The organism is Streptomyces sp. NPDC058985 (assembly GCF_042740985.1).
Taxonomy (GTDB): Bacteria; Actinomycetota; Actinomycetes; order Streptomycetales; family Streptomycetaceae; genus Streptomyces.
Window position 1 is genome coordinate 149,031 of record NZ_JBHYJX010000010.1, and the last position, 12,570, is coordinate 161,600.

Here is a 12,570-nt window from a genome sequence, read left to right on the forward strand (position 1 = left end):
GCTCCGGGCAGCCGTCCGCCACCTCGCGCAGCGCCGCCACCTCGGCCTCGTCCGCCGACAGCGTCCAGCGGAGCTTCGTGCCCACCCACTCGGCGAGGTTGCGGCAGTGCGCTTCACCCGCCAGCGGCAGCTGCTCGGCCTGGTCCCGGTCGGACTTGGACTGGTTGGAGCGGGCGGTACCAGCGGCGAGACTGGTGGCGTCTCCGGGGTCGTTGGCGTACGCCTCTGGGCGCTGCGTCGACCATGTCGAGGCGCCGCTGTGCCAGTCCTCGGTGAGCAGGACCACGTCCTGCCTCACCCTGGTCACGGGGCGGGCTCGTATGTCACGGTCTGCTCCGGGCAGCCGTCCGCCACCTCGCGCAGCGCCGCCACCTCGGCCTCGTCCGCCGACAGCGTCCAGCGGAGCTTCGTGCCCACCCACTCGGCGACGTAGCGGCAGTGCACCTCGGCCGCCGGCGGCAGCCACTGGGCCGGGTCCTGGTCCGACTTAGACCGGTTCGAGCGGGCCGTGACCGCGACCAGACTGGCGGCCGCGCCGAGGTCGTTGGCGTACGCCTCCCGGCGCTGCGCCGACCAGATGGAGGCGCCGCTGTCCCATGCCTCGGCGAGCGGGCCCATGTGGTCGATGTCCAGGCTGGAGGCCGAGGTTACCCACACCTGGTCGTAGTACGACCACCAGCGGCCGCCCGTCAGGCGGCACTTCGGCCCTACCGTCGGCGGCTCCACCGCCTCCGCGATCAACACCTCCGCCCGGGTGTTGCAGCCATCCGTCGGGTTCGCGCCGGCGTTCCAGTGCTTGAATGCGTCCCGGTCGTAGCCGTCGCGGGACTCGACCGCGACCGGCAGACGCACGATGGCCTCGGACAGCGGAAGCGTCTCAACCGCTTGGGCGGGCGTTGAGACAGTCAGGGGCAGGACGGCGAGAGCAGCGGCAGCCAGGCCGCGCAGCACAGACTTGAGCATGCACCGTTCATAACGGACCCTGAGGGGGCGCTGTCAGGCGTTTGCCGAGTGCGCCGCCCGTGTGGGTGCACTCGTCATACCGGCGTTTGCGGTCCGGCTCCCCACGACAGCGGGTCGTGCTGTGCCCGGAGCCCGGCGCGGGAAGGCGAGTGGCCGGGCAGGGCGGCTTGTTCAGTGGGGCGTCGGCGCCTGGCCGGGTGCGTTGATGGGCTGGCGCAGGTCGAGGTAGCAGCGCAGACGGACACCTGGCTGGCCCGCATCCCGTGTCGTGCGCTCCACCCCGGTGGTCGCCCACCGGGCGGCAAGCGCCGTGTGGAACGCGAACGCGGTCTCGTCGTCGGCCGCGGCGACATCGACCACGACCAGACCCGGCTGCGACACATGCACGTCGTTGATCGCTTCCATGCCCCGCACGACGCGCTACCGAGCAGGCCGGTTCTGCCACGACCTCGGATTCACCCTGACGGGGTTCGTTCGTTGCAGCACCTGACGGCAAGCCAGCCGGGGAGTTGCCCCGGGCCCCGCAGGGTGACCAGGCGCAGGGAACTACTGACAACCGGCAGCCATGGTCACAAGTTCTTCACTCTGCCTCCATGACGTGATCACTTCCGGTAGGCTCCGGGCGCTCCATTCGCACCACTGAGGGGGAAATCCTCATGCGCATCCGCTACGCCCTGACTGCTTCCGCTGCCACGGCGGCCGCCGCCGCACTCGGCCTCGCCGCCGCCGTTCCGGCGCAGGCCGCCGAGTACTCCTCGGCCCTGAAGATCAAGGGCGTGCAGTACGACGCTCCGGGCCGGGACTCCAACAAGTGCTCGGGCGGCAACACCAAGAACGAGTACCTGACGATCAAGAACTACTCGAAGACGGCGACCGTGAACCTGAAGGGCTACAAGGTCAAGGACGCCGCCGGGAACACCTTCACCTTCAAGAACAGCCACACCCTGCAGCCCGGCGACTACGTCAGCCTCCGCGGCGGCCGCGGCACCGACTCCGACGGGAAGAACGTCGTCTACCGGCAGAACTGCAACTTCATCTGGAACAACGACAAGGACACCATCTACTTCTACAAGCCGGGCGGTGCCCGCGCCGACGTCCATGCCTACACCAAGAAGGCCAACGACCGCGACGGCAACGGCTACATCACCTACCACGGCTGACCAACAGCCCGCCGCGCACCGACAGGCGGCCGTCGGACAGACACCCCGGCAGCCGGGGCCCCCTCGCCGTACCCCGGACGCTCACAGACCGATAGGAACCAGCAGGCCGTGACGGACCGGACCGGTGACATCTGCAGTGACGACTGGCAGCGGCTGATCACTGCACGCGAGATGTATGCGCGGTCGTCCGGCATCCACTACGACGAGATCCTCCACCAGGTTGCCCAGCGGGCCCAGAGCGAAGGCAGCATCGGCAAGGCCGACATCGGAGCGCTGCTGCTGTTCAAACGCCTGCGCGCCGACACTCCCTGGGCCCGCGCGCTGATGACCACCGCGGACACGGCCGTACGGCAGGCGACCGCGGCCGCCACGGCCGCCGTGCGCAACCCCGCTCTCAGTCGCAGCGAGGCCGCCCGTGCGGGCCGGGCCGCGCTGGCCGGCCTTCCCGGCTTCACTCGCGGCGACGCACTGGCCTCCACCGCCCTCACCGCGGCCGCACCCCACCGTATGGCTGTCTACGACCGCCGCGCCCACACCGCCCTGAGCTCCCTGGGCATCTCGCTCACCCACTCTTCTGGCCGGTACAGCCGCTACATCGCCGCCCTCGACAACCTCCTCAGTCAGGCCCCGTCCCCCGCCCACGCCTGGACACCCCGGGACCTGGACATCGCCCTGTACTGCCTGCCACCCAACTCAGCCGGCATGGGCAGCGCGTAGAGCCCCAGGCCGGCGCCGCGCCACCCCTGGCAGGGGGTGGCGCGCCGCGCGGGGACAGTGCTGTGCCCGACGTCCGGGCCGGGCCGTTTGCCGACCCGGCCCGGCTATCGGCTCAGGCGGTGTGTCAGTGACGGCCGCCGTGGCGGTGGTGTCCCCAGGACTGGCTGTCGATGAAGCGGCGGTGGTCGTTGCGAAGAGTGGCCGTGTCGGAGCGGTTGTCCCACACGTAGTTGCGGCGGTCCTGGTAGACGTCGTGGCGGGTGTCGCGGCCCTGGCCGGTGTGGACGCGGACCGTGGCGCGGCCGTCCAGGCGGTAGTGGCGGAAGGTGTAGGTGTGGCCGTCCTCGTCCTTCAGAGTCCAGCCGTCCAGGTTGACCGCGCGGCGGGTGTTGTTGGTGATCTCCACCCATTCCTTGTTCAGCGAGCGGTTGGAGCGGGTGTCACGGCCCGGAGAGTCGTACTGGACGTGGCTGATCTCCACGTTCGGCCGCTTCGCCCGGTGGTCGTGGTCGGCGGCCGTGGCCGGCACCGCGAGTGCGGCGGTCAGGGCGCCGACGACGAGGGCGGCGGCGGTCAGGCGGCGGGCAGTGATGGACTTCGACACAGGTTCCCCTTGCTGGGTACAGGCACAACACGACCAGGCAGGCCCAGAGGCCACGAGGCCAGGTTGTGCGTGGTGCGGTGGCGGCCGGTCGGCCGCGCAGCCACACACTGTCGACCGGACGACCGGTTCATGGAGAAGGCGTGAAGGCGTTACCAATCACTCACGTCACCATGACACTCACCTGCCATATCCATCTATGTACTAAATCCACCAGATTGAGGAGCTCTTCGGTAGACGAGCCTTGCAGGCAATGGCCCAAGACCCCCCCACGCCAGATCACGCCACCCCAGCCGCCGCGGCCCGTTCACCCGAAAGTGAGTAACAGCCTCGCCCTGCGCAACAGACTGTGTCTGTGAACGGCTCTGCCCCCGCTACGACAGCCAGGGACTTGTAGAACACCGTGCAGGCCGTGTACCTGCGTCCCAGCGCAGGAAGCGGGAGCGTCTTCCTCAGTCGGCCAACACGCGAAGCAGCCGCGCCTCGGCGACCACCGATGTGCCGTCCCCGCCATCCTCAACCAGGTCCACCGCGGGCGCTGCCGCCACTGCTGCGGTTACGTCGCCAAACGTCTTTCCGGCCTTGCGGGCTTCGGCTTCCTCGGCCTTGCGCTGCGCCTCAGCGCACCCTCTTCGCGCGCGCCTGCGACTCAACGGTGGGCGGGGGCAGCTCCATGCAGATCTTCCGGCTCCGGCCGTCCACCGCGCAGCAGCTGCGCTTCTGTGCGGCCTCGCTTTTCACCGCCCCGTTCGCGTCTTCCTGTCCTGGGCACAGCCAGATCTGCGGTCTGCTGTCAGTGCCACATGCAACGCTGGCCCAGAAGGGCGGGTGAGAGGTGTGCCGGAGCTGATGGAGGGCCGGGTGCTGATGTGCGGGAGCCGCCGCTGGCCGTGGCCTTCTGCCGTAGCGACAGTCCTGGGCCGGCTCTCAAGACGCTATGGCGACAGGCTCGTGGTTATCGAGGGCTCGGCGACCGGAGCGGATGCTGCTGCGTGCCGCTGGTGCCGCCGTCACGGGCTGGGGGCAGACCGCCACCGGTGTCACCCGGTCGACTGGGCTGCAGTGCGGCGTGAGCGCCCGCACGACTGGCGGATGGCGGGACCGGAGCGGAACACGCGGATGCTGCTGCACGAGCGCCCGGGCCTCGTGATCGCATTTCATGATCATTTTAATGCCGGTGGCGGCGGCACCTCCGACATGTGCTTGCGCGCCTTGATCGACGGCGTGCCGGTGTGGCTCGTGTCCGGCAACGACGTGGAAGCGGGCACCTGGCTGGGCCTGGAGGTCTTCCCCTGGGGTCGGGTGCGGCGCGTACAGGCCGAACTTGCCGCCGCCCGCGCAGTACACCGCCGCTGAGCAGCTCCGTCCTCGGGGCCGGTATGGGAGGTCCCGGCGCGCCGACCGTTGGGTCCCGTCTGCCCGGGATGCGGCTTGCGTCGATGGCACCTGTAGTGGGCAGATTGGCTGGCCCTGACGGGATCTTGGCACGGCCGGGTTGCCGGGGTTCCTGTCCATTGCTTCGAGGCCCGGTGCCAGTCACCAGACCGAAGACGCCGCGACGCCCGAGTCAGGCGAGCAGAGGCCCCGACGTGCGGACGGGCGGGGGCCCAGCACGGTCGCGAACGGCATGCATGTCAAGGTGCGCACCAGGGCCCGTTAGGGAGACTCCCCGGCACGAGTTCACCCGATAGTGCGGCAGCAATGCGAACGTAAGTACGCGATTGGAACGCGAAGACTGGCTTCCGGGGCCTGCACGACGCCTGCGCGGCGTGGCCCGGTCAGAAGGCGAGCTGTGCCTGGCAGCCTCCGGCACATGTGCTCCAGCTTTGACGACTCCGCGCGGGCCGACGCTGCACTCGACACCTCCCCGACGCGGCGGGCCCTGTGGAATCTGCGTTCCAGCGAGGTCGCGACGATCGCGTGCCCAACCTGCGGGGCTGCCAGGCGCGCCCCGTGCCGGACCCTGTGGGACCGCCCCACAACCGTGCTGCACCGCGGCCGCACCATCCGCTATGTGAAGATGCGCTTCGCTCTGGACCTCACCGAGCCGCATGAGCGGCCTGTCCGCCACCGGGCCGCTCCCCCGCTCTCCGGTCCGGGCCTCACAGCCACCCCTGCACCGCACCCGCAGCCGTGGCGGCTCCCCCTGCACGAACTCGCGGACCTGGTGAACGTAAGCTTCCTCGACCTGGCCAAGGTGGTCACCGCCCACGCATGCGGCCTGCAGCGCACCGGCCTGGACGAGTTGCTCTTCGGCCCCGACCGCATCGACCAGAGTATCGACGCCCTCACCTACGCGATGCACGACCGGCAGATCCGGCGCGAGGTCCGCGCCCTGTCCGGCGGCCGCCCCGAGGAGATCGAGGACCTGGCCGCGCAGGAGCGGGCCGTGCGGAACCGGCTGCGCGATACGGAGCGACGCCTCAAGAACCAGCGCATCGCGGAGCTCACCGCCGCAGGGATCCTTCCCTTTCCCGCACCCACCGACGACTCCCGGCGCCTGGCCCGGGCGTGGCTGGGCCGCTACCTCCCGGACGAGAAGGAGGCCCTCGTACGCCGCCTCGCGGCAGACAAGGGACTCGCGCCCTCGGCCACCGTCCACATCCGCTCCATCCCGGAAAAGATCACGCGCTGCATCGACAACGGATGGCTCGCCGCCCCCGTCACCGACGCGGTGCACGAGCTGCTTGAGCTCGACGGACCGGCCCTCCGGCGGCACATCGTCGCCGACGCCGCGCAACAGGACGCACGCGACGACGCACTGTGCCACCCGCTGCTGCTCAACAGGTGGCGCGACCAACTCACCGAGACCCTGGTGGAGATGGCCCCGCGTGCTAACAACGCCCACACCAAGCACCTGCACGACCTCCCCCTCACCAGCCAGCCGCGAAGCAACGCACAGCTTCGGCGGCTTCACGACCGGCGGCGCATGTTCGCCGCACTGCTGCAGCGCCGCTCGGAATCTGTGCGGCTGATCACCTCGCTCAACGACGGGATGTCCCTGGCCGAGCGCCGTGACCCCAGCTACCAACTCCTGAAGAAGGCCGGGGACCAGGCCTACAACGAGCTTGTCCGCCGCCACCCCGACCTCTACCGGCACATCCGGGCCCGTCTGGCCAGGTACGAGACGCGCTATGGACGTCTGCAGCTCACCGAGCCGCGGGCCCAGCTGCGCGCCCGGATCTACGACGAGCTCGACCGCATGCGCCCAGCGCACATGGCCTCGCCCGCGCGCCGCTGACGTCCCGGTGGCATATAGGTGGCCGATTGGCAGGGCGGGAGCATCGTGTCTCGTTCGTCATCCGCTGTGGTGATCGTAGCCGTTGAGGCCGGCCGGGCTGCGGTCTGAGCCCTCCCCTTGAGTGGGGTGTTCAGCCGGTACCGACGTGGCGTGGGCATCTCTCAGTTGTTGTGCGATGGCTTCGCCACCGAATTCGGTGAGGGTAGTACTGAGGCGGTCGATGATGAATCTCTTGGCGTCGGTCGGCAGGTCCGCGAACCACTTGTCGAGGAGGAGCGCTGTCTGCACCCACTTGGCACCGGGGGCGTAGGCGGCTACGGACCTGGCGATCTGGGGGAGTATTTCCAGGGTTTGCTGGGTGACCGCTTGGGGTGAGTGGAGGAGGAGCTGCGCCACGAGCAGGTTGGGGTCTTCGCGCAGCTGGTCTCGGTAGGTTTCGGCTTGGGCCATCGTCATCTGCTTGAGTTCCCACTGCGTTTGTGCTCGGGCGCGCAGGCGAAGGCGGGTGTGGGCCACGTGCTGAGTCTCTGGGTCGACGTGGACGTGCACGTGTGCCCAGTTGAGGTTCACGGTGGTCTCGCGCAGTTGTCTTGGCCGGCCGAGGAGTGCGTTGAGTCGATGCTGCAGTTCTGCTGCGGCGAGGACCGAGTGTTCGGCTGCCAGCCGTTTCGTTTCGTCGATGACATGGCAGGTTGCGGATGCGTCGGGGTCGTGATGGCCTCGGCGTGTGGCCTGCCAGCGTCCTTCGGCGTGCACGTCGAAGCGGAAATCGGCCTCTGTGCTGGCAGCCGTGAATGTTGCTGTCAGCGTGCCCTGCCGTCCCGGCCAGAGCCGGATCCTAGTCACCCGTCGAGGCGTCCTCTCTGTCGTGCTGGCTGTGGTGAGGGTCTGCCTGCTTGGTGCGGTGCATGAGCATGGTGTGGATGTGCTCGCGGTCGTGGTGGCGGGTGGTGTCGTCCCGGATGAGCCATCGTTCGGCCATGCGGACGAGATTGAGGTAGCGCTGGCCCCGCAGGTCGTGGCCGGTGACGTCGTGCACGGACCGGATCAGCGTGGAGAGGATGCGTTCCGTGGTGTCCGGTCGTGTCGTGGCCGCGTCGAGCCAGACGGCGCAGGCGTGGTGTGCGGCGGGGCTGGGCTTTTCGGCCTCGAGCGTGGTTCTCCAGCCGCGGACGACCCAGGGGGCTGCTTCGGCATCCGATGTATGCAGCAGGGTCGGGAGGCCGGCCGGGTCGCGTTGTGCGGCGAGGTGTACGAAGGCGCTGGCCGCGGCATGCTGCAGGGCCTGGTCGGTGCCGGTGAACCAGGAGTCGAGTGTCTGACGGACCTGGGGGCGGAGCTTTTCGCTGCTGAACAGAGTGTTGAGAGCGTCACCGACGGCATCCGCGACCCCTGGTTTCTGGGAGGAGGCGAAGGTGCCCAATCGGCGGAGCATGCGTGCGGGTTGTGCGGGGGTGAGGGTTTGGAAGACCTGGGTGAGGGTCCGCAGGAGTGGTGGGCTGGTGTCCGGCTGTCCGGCCCAGCGGTCGGCGGCGTTCTTGACTAGTTGCGCGGTCTGTGGGTCGAGTATGGCGGCGACGATGAGGTCGTGTGCGTGGGGGGCCAGGGCATCTTCCTGTGCCCAGTCGTCGGCCACCTGCCGCAGCAGTTTGGTGGAGCGAGAGGCTTGGAGATCGTGCAGCGCCCAGGGGATCATGCGTTCGGCGAGTTGCGTGCCTTGTTCCTTTCCGAGGTCTAGGCAGAGTTTCGCCGTCCACCGGGTGAATGGGGTGATGAGTTCGGGCCGGTCACGCCAGAAGTAGCGGACGACGGCCTCGGCGAATCCCGGCCCGGGAAAGCGCAGACGGCCGTCGGGGAGCGGATCGGCCTCGATCTGCCGTGCCAGCTGGATCAGGCCCGGTCCCTGCTGGCCCTTGGGCCGTGCTCCGGCCGGCTCCTTCTCGTCGAAGGCCTGTGAGAGAGAAGCGATCTTGGTGTGGACGCTGTCGATGGGTTCTCCGCCGTAGACGGCGGTCAGGAGCAGGTAGTTGCGGTCGTAGCTGGTTCTCTGGGGGTGGGAGTGCCAGGTGGCGAGCACGTCCATCCATCCGGAGGTGGCGTTGGCGGCGGCTGCGACGACCGCTTCGAAGCCTGGGCTTTCTGGGTCGGTTCCTCTGCCGGTGGCGCTGCGGTAGTGGCGTTCGGCGCGGATGAGCGTCTGGGCGTGCTCTTTGACCTGTCCTGGTCGCAGGTTGGTCAGTTGTTCGGTCAGGCGGTGGTCGGTGGCGAAGTCCTTCGCGTGCTCGATGCCGGCGGACTGCAGGAGGGCGGCGAACAGTGTGGTCTGGGCCGGAGGGGTTGGGGTGCGTGCAAGGTGGCCGGCTCCGTGTCCGATCTGGTGCCACAGACGGGTGCTGATGAGCACGACGAGATGGGAGTCGTCCGCGTCCAGGTCCGCGGTGTGGCGGAGTTCGAGGCCGAAGTCGCAGGTGGCAGGGATGCTGTCGTCCGGATCTCGGAGGTCCAGGATCCAGCCGGTGCGTTTGTGGCCTCTGATGCCTTCGGTGCTGAAGGCGTCGCCGGGCTCACGGCGGATCCGCCTCAAGGTGCGGGGCTGGCTGGGAAGCGTCGTCAGCAGACGCAGCGCGGTCGTCCACCGGCCGCTGCCGAAGTGATCTGCGAAGAGTACGACGACGCGGTCGTCCTGCAGCCGGCGGGCGAGTTCCTCCTCGTTCTTCACCGGTACGTAGTCGGCGAGTTCCCGGTCCACCCATTGAGGAGGCAGGGGGGCACCGCTGAGGCGTTCCACTGCCTCGAAGAACTGTCCGATCATGGTGCCGTGGTTGGTGTCGGCGTGAACGTCAGCGTAGGCCCCGCCTGGGGAGGCGGGCGCCTCGTCTGAGCTGTCCGCAGCGCTGGGGGGTGTGGTGGCGTCGGCGGTGGCGGGAAGGGTGACGGCCGTCGGCTCACCGGGGGTGGCTGGCTGTGTGTCCCTCGTCGGCTCCTCTCCGCTCGCGTCGTCTCCCTCGCCGGCGCCGGGGGTACTGCCGGTGTCCTCTGTACGCACCGGACTGACTTTCGAAAATTCCGCCGTGGTGTGTGCCGGGTACGCCATGGGGTGAGTGGCGGCGGCCGGGTCCGGGGCGGGAGACGGTGAGGGCACCCGTGTGCTGAAGGTGCCGGAATCCGGCGTCGGGGGCTGTCGTGCGTCCTTCTCGTCCACGGACTGCGGTAGGTCCTCGGCGGGCCCTGCAGGTGAGTTGTCGAAGACGGGCTGGGTCATGCGCTGGGTTCCTCCTCGCGAGAGGGCAGAGGGGAGGCGAGTAAGGGCAGTCCGTCAGCTGCGGCCGTCGATGATCGGGGCTTTCATCCCGACGACCCTGCCCCCGGCTTCGACACTTCCGGCCCTGATCGTGCTCGTGGCGGCACCGAGGATCGCCTGCCCTGCTTCCATGCCGACCACCTCGCCGGTCACGGTGTCGTAGTGCTGGACACTGAGGGGGCCGCTGCTCTGTCGCGTCTCCCCCTGGAAGGTGAACCGCTGGCCGTAAACGCGCTCCAGTCCTTCACGCACCTTTCCGAGCGCCTGCATCAGGTCGGCATCGTGTGCGGTGACCAGGTGGGGTTCGCGGTCGTAGCGTCGCAGTCCGAGTGCCAGGGCCTCCAGCACCGGGGCGTGGTCGGCGAGTTCGTCCTCGTCGATCGTCAGCGGCAGTTGGAGACTGCCGACCAGTTCCGCGGGAACGTCCGGGGCGTGTTCCGGCTGCTCTGTCCGCGCTGAGCGACGGCGTTCCAGGGCCGTCTGCAGCCGCTGGAACAGGAAGGTGAAGGCCGCCGGCAGTGCACTGCCGGCGATAAGAGAGAGGTCTGCGGTGTCATTCATGGCTTCCCCCCGGAAAGCGACGACCAAGAACTGGAATACGCGTGCTCTTCTTACCTCCGAGACGATGGCGTCCGCACCGCTTCCAGCACCCATGGCGCGAAAGGGACTCCTAAATAGGCCACTTCCCTGCAGCCCCGAGGCTCTATTCGAACGCTCTTCGAGTTCGTGCGAACGGTGATTATGAAGTGGTTACTGTGGTTCGCGAGGGGGCGGTGACACATGAGCTGACGTCGTGTCCGATGCCAGGTGCGTACGGTGGTCGGCCTCGCGGTAGACCAGCTCGTCGGGATGGGAGGCGATTCGAGCGGTCCGCCATGCCACGTCGAATGACAGGGACCACCCGGATTTTCGCATCAAGCGTACTGCTTTCGCACAGGTGATCGGAGAAAGAAGCAGGCGCATGGCCACCGTGGGATTCACGGACAGAGTGTGGCAGGCGCACCGACTCCACCACTCTGAAGATTCCAGCCATTACCCACTGAGAATGTCAGTCCCAATAGATAACTTGCACACCGTCAGGCACGGCACGGCACAGGTGAATCGGCGTGTGAGAGTTCTGCCGACGTCTTTGGTCCGCCAGATGTCTGGTGGGACGGTCGGTCTGCGGCCTGACAGCCGGACGGCTTCTGCCGCCCGCCTGGTCGGTCCTTGGGTCCAATCGATGCGAGGGGCACGAGGCGCGGCCACGGTCAGCCAGGAGAAGCTCCAAAGCGGGCCACCGCTCCCGTCCTGGCGGCACTTGCATGAACCAGCAGTCGAACACGGCCGCGCCGCGCCCCGTCATAAGGTGCCCCCATGACCGACCAGGCCCGCACCCGCCGCGCCGCAGTTGCTCTCGCAGCCCGAGGAGAGGGGCAAGAGGCAGCAGCCCTTGGTGCACTCGCCCTCCAGGACAGCCCCCTGCCGGCGGACGGTCTTTCTCCCCTGGCCGCAGCCATTGACCACCACGGCGGCTGCGTGCCGCTCCCGTACGGGCAGGGACAGTGCTGGGTCGCCCGGACCGGCGAGGCCGTTTCAGGAATGCTGTACGCCACGCCCCCGATCCGGTGGCTTCAGCAACAACCGTCGCCCCACCGCAACAGCCTGATCCACTCCCTCGTCGAGATCGAACTCCTCGCCGTCGCAGAATCCCACCGCACCCAGGGCGTCGGGACCGTCCTGCTCCAGGAGGCCGAGAACACCGCGCGCGCCAACGGAACCCACCTGGCCCTCGCCAAGATCCGCATCGGGGCCTTCCCCGTCATGCGCTGGTACCGCAGACGCGGGTACACCATCGCAGCACAGAACGAACCCCTCGTCTTCGCCACCTGCCACGGGCTCACCTCCTGCGACGACGGATCCGATGGCTACCAACTCGCTGCGAAAGCACTGCAGCCCGGCACAGCCCTGCGCCGCACAGCCAGAGCCGGCACCCCCCTGATCCTCCTGGAACGCGACACCTGACCCCGGGGCTGCTTCGACACGCCCCGCACTGTTCCCTGGGACAGCTGAATTCGAGACCGGCCACGCCGAGGGCGGCGTCAACCAGGACCAGGGTGGACGAGGGCGCGGAGGCCATCCCTACGTTGGAAGCCGTCGTGTCCCAGCAACGGCAGGTCCCCGGCCTGGTGAGCGGCGAAGTCCTCGCGGTCGCCCTGCTGCACGACCTCGACCCAGGAGAGCGGATTCGGCACGAGCTGCGGTGGTACACGAGTCGGACAGCGCGTCGGATGCGGAGGCACGGCGACGCCACGCCACTCAGAAGAAGCCCCGTGCCGTTCGTGAGCAGCACATGATCGTCATCGACGCCGACACCGCTCGGAGCGAGAGCCCCTCCCCCACCCGGCCTGGGGCGCTGTCCTCCACATCGGTTGGCGGGTTCTGCATTGCTCCCCTGCTGTACGTGGCGGGGTGGCCGTTTCCGTCAGCCAGACGTCGTCCTCGTGCTGGCATGGTCAGGCGGAGGTGTCCAAGCGGACCGCACATCCCGCACAACGCCCGGCCCTCTACGAGACGCGCTACGGAAGTCTGCAGCTCACCGAGGAGT

The 12,570-nt window shown here is 68.6% G+C and carries 11 protein-coding genes and 2 pseudogenes; 6 read left to right on the forward strand and 7 right to left on the reverse strand.

The window, feature by feature from the left end; all coding sequences use genetic code 11:
• From ACFW01_RS12330 to ACFW01_RS12340, 3 genes and pseudogenes are all read right to left on the reverse strand, one after another.
• A pseudogene (locus ACFW01_RS12330) lies at positions 1–94 on the reverse strand (HNH endonuclease); the annotation flags it as partial.
• A 209-nt stretch (positions 95–303) separates the two neighbouring features.
• Complete coding sequence (locus tag ACFW01_RS12335) at positions 304–963, reverse strand: HNH endonuclease family protein (RefSeq protein ID WP_384503316.1); 660 nt, start codon at positions 961–963, stop codon at positions 304–306.
• Positions 964–1,134: 171 nt separating this feature from the next.
• Entirely contained in the window at positions 1,135–1,368 is a 234-nt protein-coding gene (locus ACFW01_RS12340; RefSeq protein WP_384503318.1) for a DUF6207 family protein, read from the reverse strand.
• 251 nt (positions 1,369–1,619) lie between these two features.
• Between ACFW01_RS12340 and ACFW01_RS12345 the strand changes: the two genes are divergently transcribed.
• Both ACFW01_RS12345 and ACFW01_RS12350 read left to right on the forward strand, forming a co-directional pair.
• Positions 1,620–2,123, forward strand: coding sequence for a lamin tail domain-containing protein (locus ACFW01_RS12345; RefSeq protein ID WP_365980956.1), 504 nt, complete (start codon positions 1,620–1,622; stop codon positions 2,121–2,123).
• 108 nt (positions 2,124–2,231) lie between these two features.
• Positions 2,232–2,840 (forward strand): hypothetical protein, encoded by a 609-nt coding sequence (locus tag ACFW01_RS12350; RefSeq protein WP_384503320.1) that lies wholly within the window; start codon positions 2,232–2,234, stop codon positions 2,838–2,840.
• Between the two features lie 124 nt (positions 2,841–2,964).
• Here ACFW01_RS12350 and ACFW01_RS12355 read toward each other — a convergent pair whose 3' ends face one another.
• Complete coding sequence (locus ACFW01_RS12355; protein WP_384503322.1) at positions 2,965–3,444, reverse strand: lamin tail domain-containing protein; 480 nt, start codon at positions 3,442–3,444, stop codon at positions 2,965–2,967.
• Positions 3,445–4,308: 864 nt separating this feature from the next.
• Here ACFW01_RS12355 and ACFW01_RS12360 point away from each other — a divergent pair.
• From ACFW01_RS12360 to ACFW01_RS12370, 3 genes and pseudogenes are all read left to right on the forward strand, one after another.
• Positions 4,309–4,461, forward strand: a pseudogene (locus tag ACFW01_RS12360) (SLOG family protein); the annotation flags it as partial.
• Positions 4,462–4,560: 99 nt separating this feature from the next.
• Positions 4,561–4,797: a hypothetical protein gene (locus ACFW01_RS12365; RefSeq protein ID WP_384503395.1), complete on the forward strand. Its 237-nt coding sequence runs from the start codon at positions 4,561–4,563 to the stop codon at positions 4,795–4,797.
• Positions 4,798–5,254: 457 nt separating this feature from the next.
• Positions 5,255–6,682, forward strand: coding sequence for a hypothetical protein (locus ACFW01_RS12370; RefSeq protein ID WP_384503324.1), 1,428 nt, complete (start codon positions 5,255–5,257; stop codon positions 6,680–6,682).
• Between the two features lie 57 nt (positions 6,683–6,739).
• Here the strand turns inward: ACFW01_RS12370 and ACFW01_RS12375 are convergent, their stop codons facing one another.
• The 3 genes from ACFW01_RS12375 to ACFW01_RS12385 form a co-directional block, all read right to left on the reverse strand.
• Positions 6,740–7,528, reverse strand: a complete 789-nt coding sequence (locus tag ACFW01_RS12375; RefSeq protein ID WP_384503326.1) for a hypothetical protein — start codon at positions 7,526–7,528, stop codon at positions 6,740–6,742.
• On the reverse strand, positions 7,521–9,494 hold the full coding sequence (locus ACFW01_RS12380; RefSeq protein ID WP_384503328.1) for a hypothetical protein: 1,974 nt from the start codon (positions 9,492–9,494) through the stop codon (positions 7,521–7,523). The genes ACFW01_RS12375 and ACFW01_RS12380 overlap by 8 nt, the downstream gene beginning before the upstream one ends.
• Before the next feature lie 504 nt (positions 9,495–9,998).
• Positions 9,999–10,637, reverse strand: coding sequence for a hypothetical protein (locus ACFW01_RS12385; RefSeq protein WP_384503330.1), 639 nt, complete (start codon positions 10,635–10,637; stop codon positions 9,999–10,001).
• Between the two features lie 702 nt (positions 10,638–11,339).
• On the opposite strand from ACFW01_RS12385, the gene ACFW01_RS12390 reads away from it, so the two are divergent.
• Positions 11,340–11,987, forward strand: a complete 648-nt coding sequence (locus ACFW01_RS12390; protein WP_384503332.1) for a GNAT family N-acetyltransferase — start codon at positions 11,340–11,342, stop codon at positions 11,985–11,987.
• The last annotated feature ends 583 nt before the right edge of the window (positions 11,988–12,570 follow it).

Excerpts from the sequence above, each read along its gene's own strand:
- ACFW01_RS12345 (WP_365980956.1), top strand. The coding sequence starts at position 1,620 with ATGCGCATCCGCTACGCCCTGACTGCTTCCGCTGCCACGGCGGCCGCC.
- ACFW01_RS12335 (WP_384503316.1), bottom strand. The coding sequence starts at position 963 with ATGCTCAAGTCTGTGCTGCGCGGCCTGGCTGCCGCTGCTCTCGCCGTC.
- ACFW01_RS12380 (WP_384503328.1), bottom strand. The coding sequence starts at position 9,494 with ATGATCGGACAGTTCTTCGAGGCAGTGGAACGCCTCAGCGGTGCCCCC.
- ACFW01_RS12340 (WP_384503318.1), bottom strand. The coding sequence starts at position 1,368 with ATGGAAGCGATCAACGACGTGCATGTGTCGCAGCCGGGTCTGGTCGTG.
- ACFW01_RS12390 (WP_384503332.1), top strand. The coding sequence starts at position 11,340 with ATGACCGACCAGGCCCGCACCCGCCGCGCCGCAGTTGCTCTCGCAGCC.
- ACFW01_RS12365 (WP_384503395.1), top strand. The coding sequence starts at position 4,561 with ATGCTGCTGCACGAGCGCCCGGGCCTCGTGATCGCATTTCATGATCAT.
- ACFW01_RS12370 (WP_384503324.1), top strand. The coding sequence starts at position 5,255 with ATGTGCTCCAGCTTTGACGACTCCGCGCGGGCCGACGCTGCACTCGAC.
- ACFW01_RS12385 (WP_384503330.1), bottom strand. The coding sequence starts at position 10,637 with ATGGGTGCTGGAAGCGGTGCGGACGCCATCGTCTCGGAGGTAAGAAGA.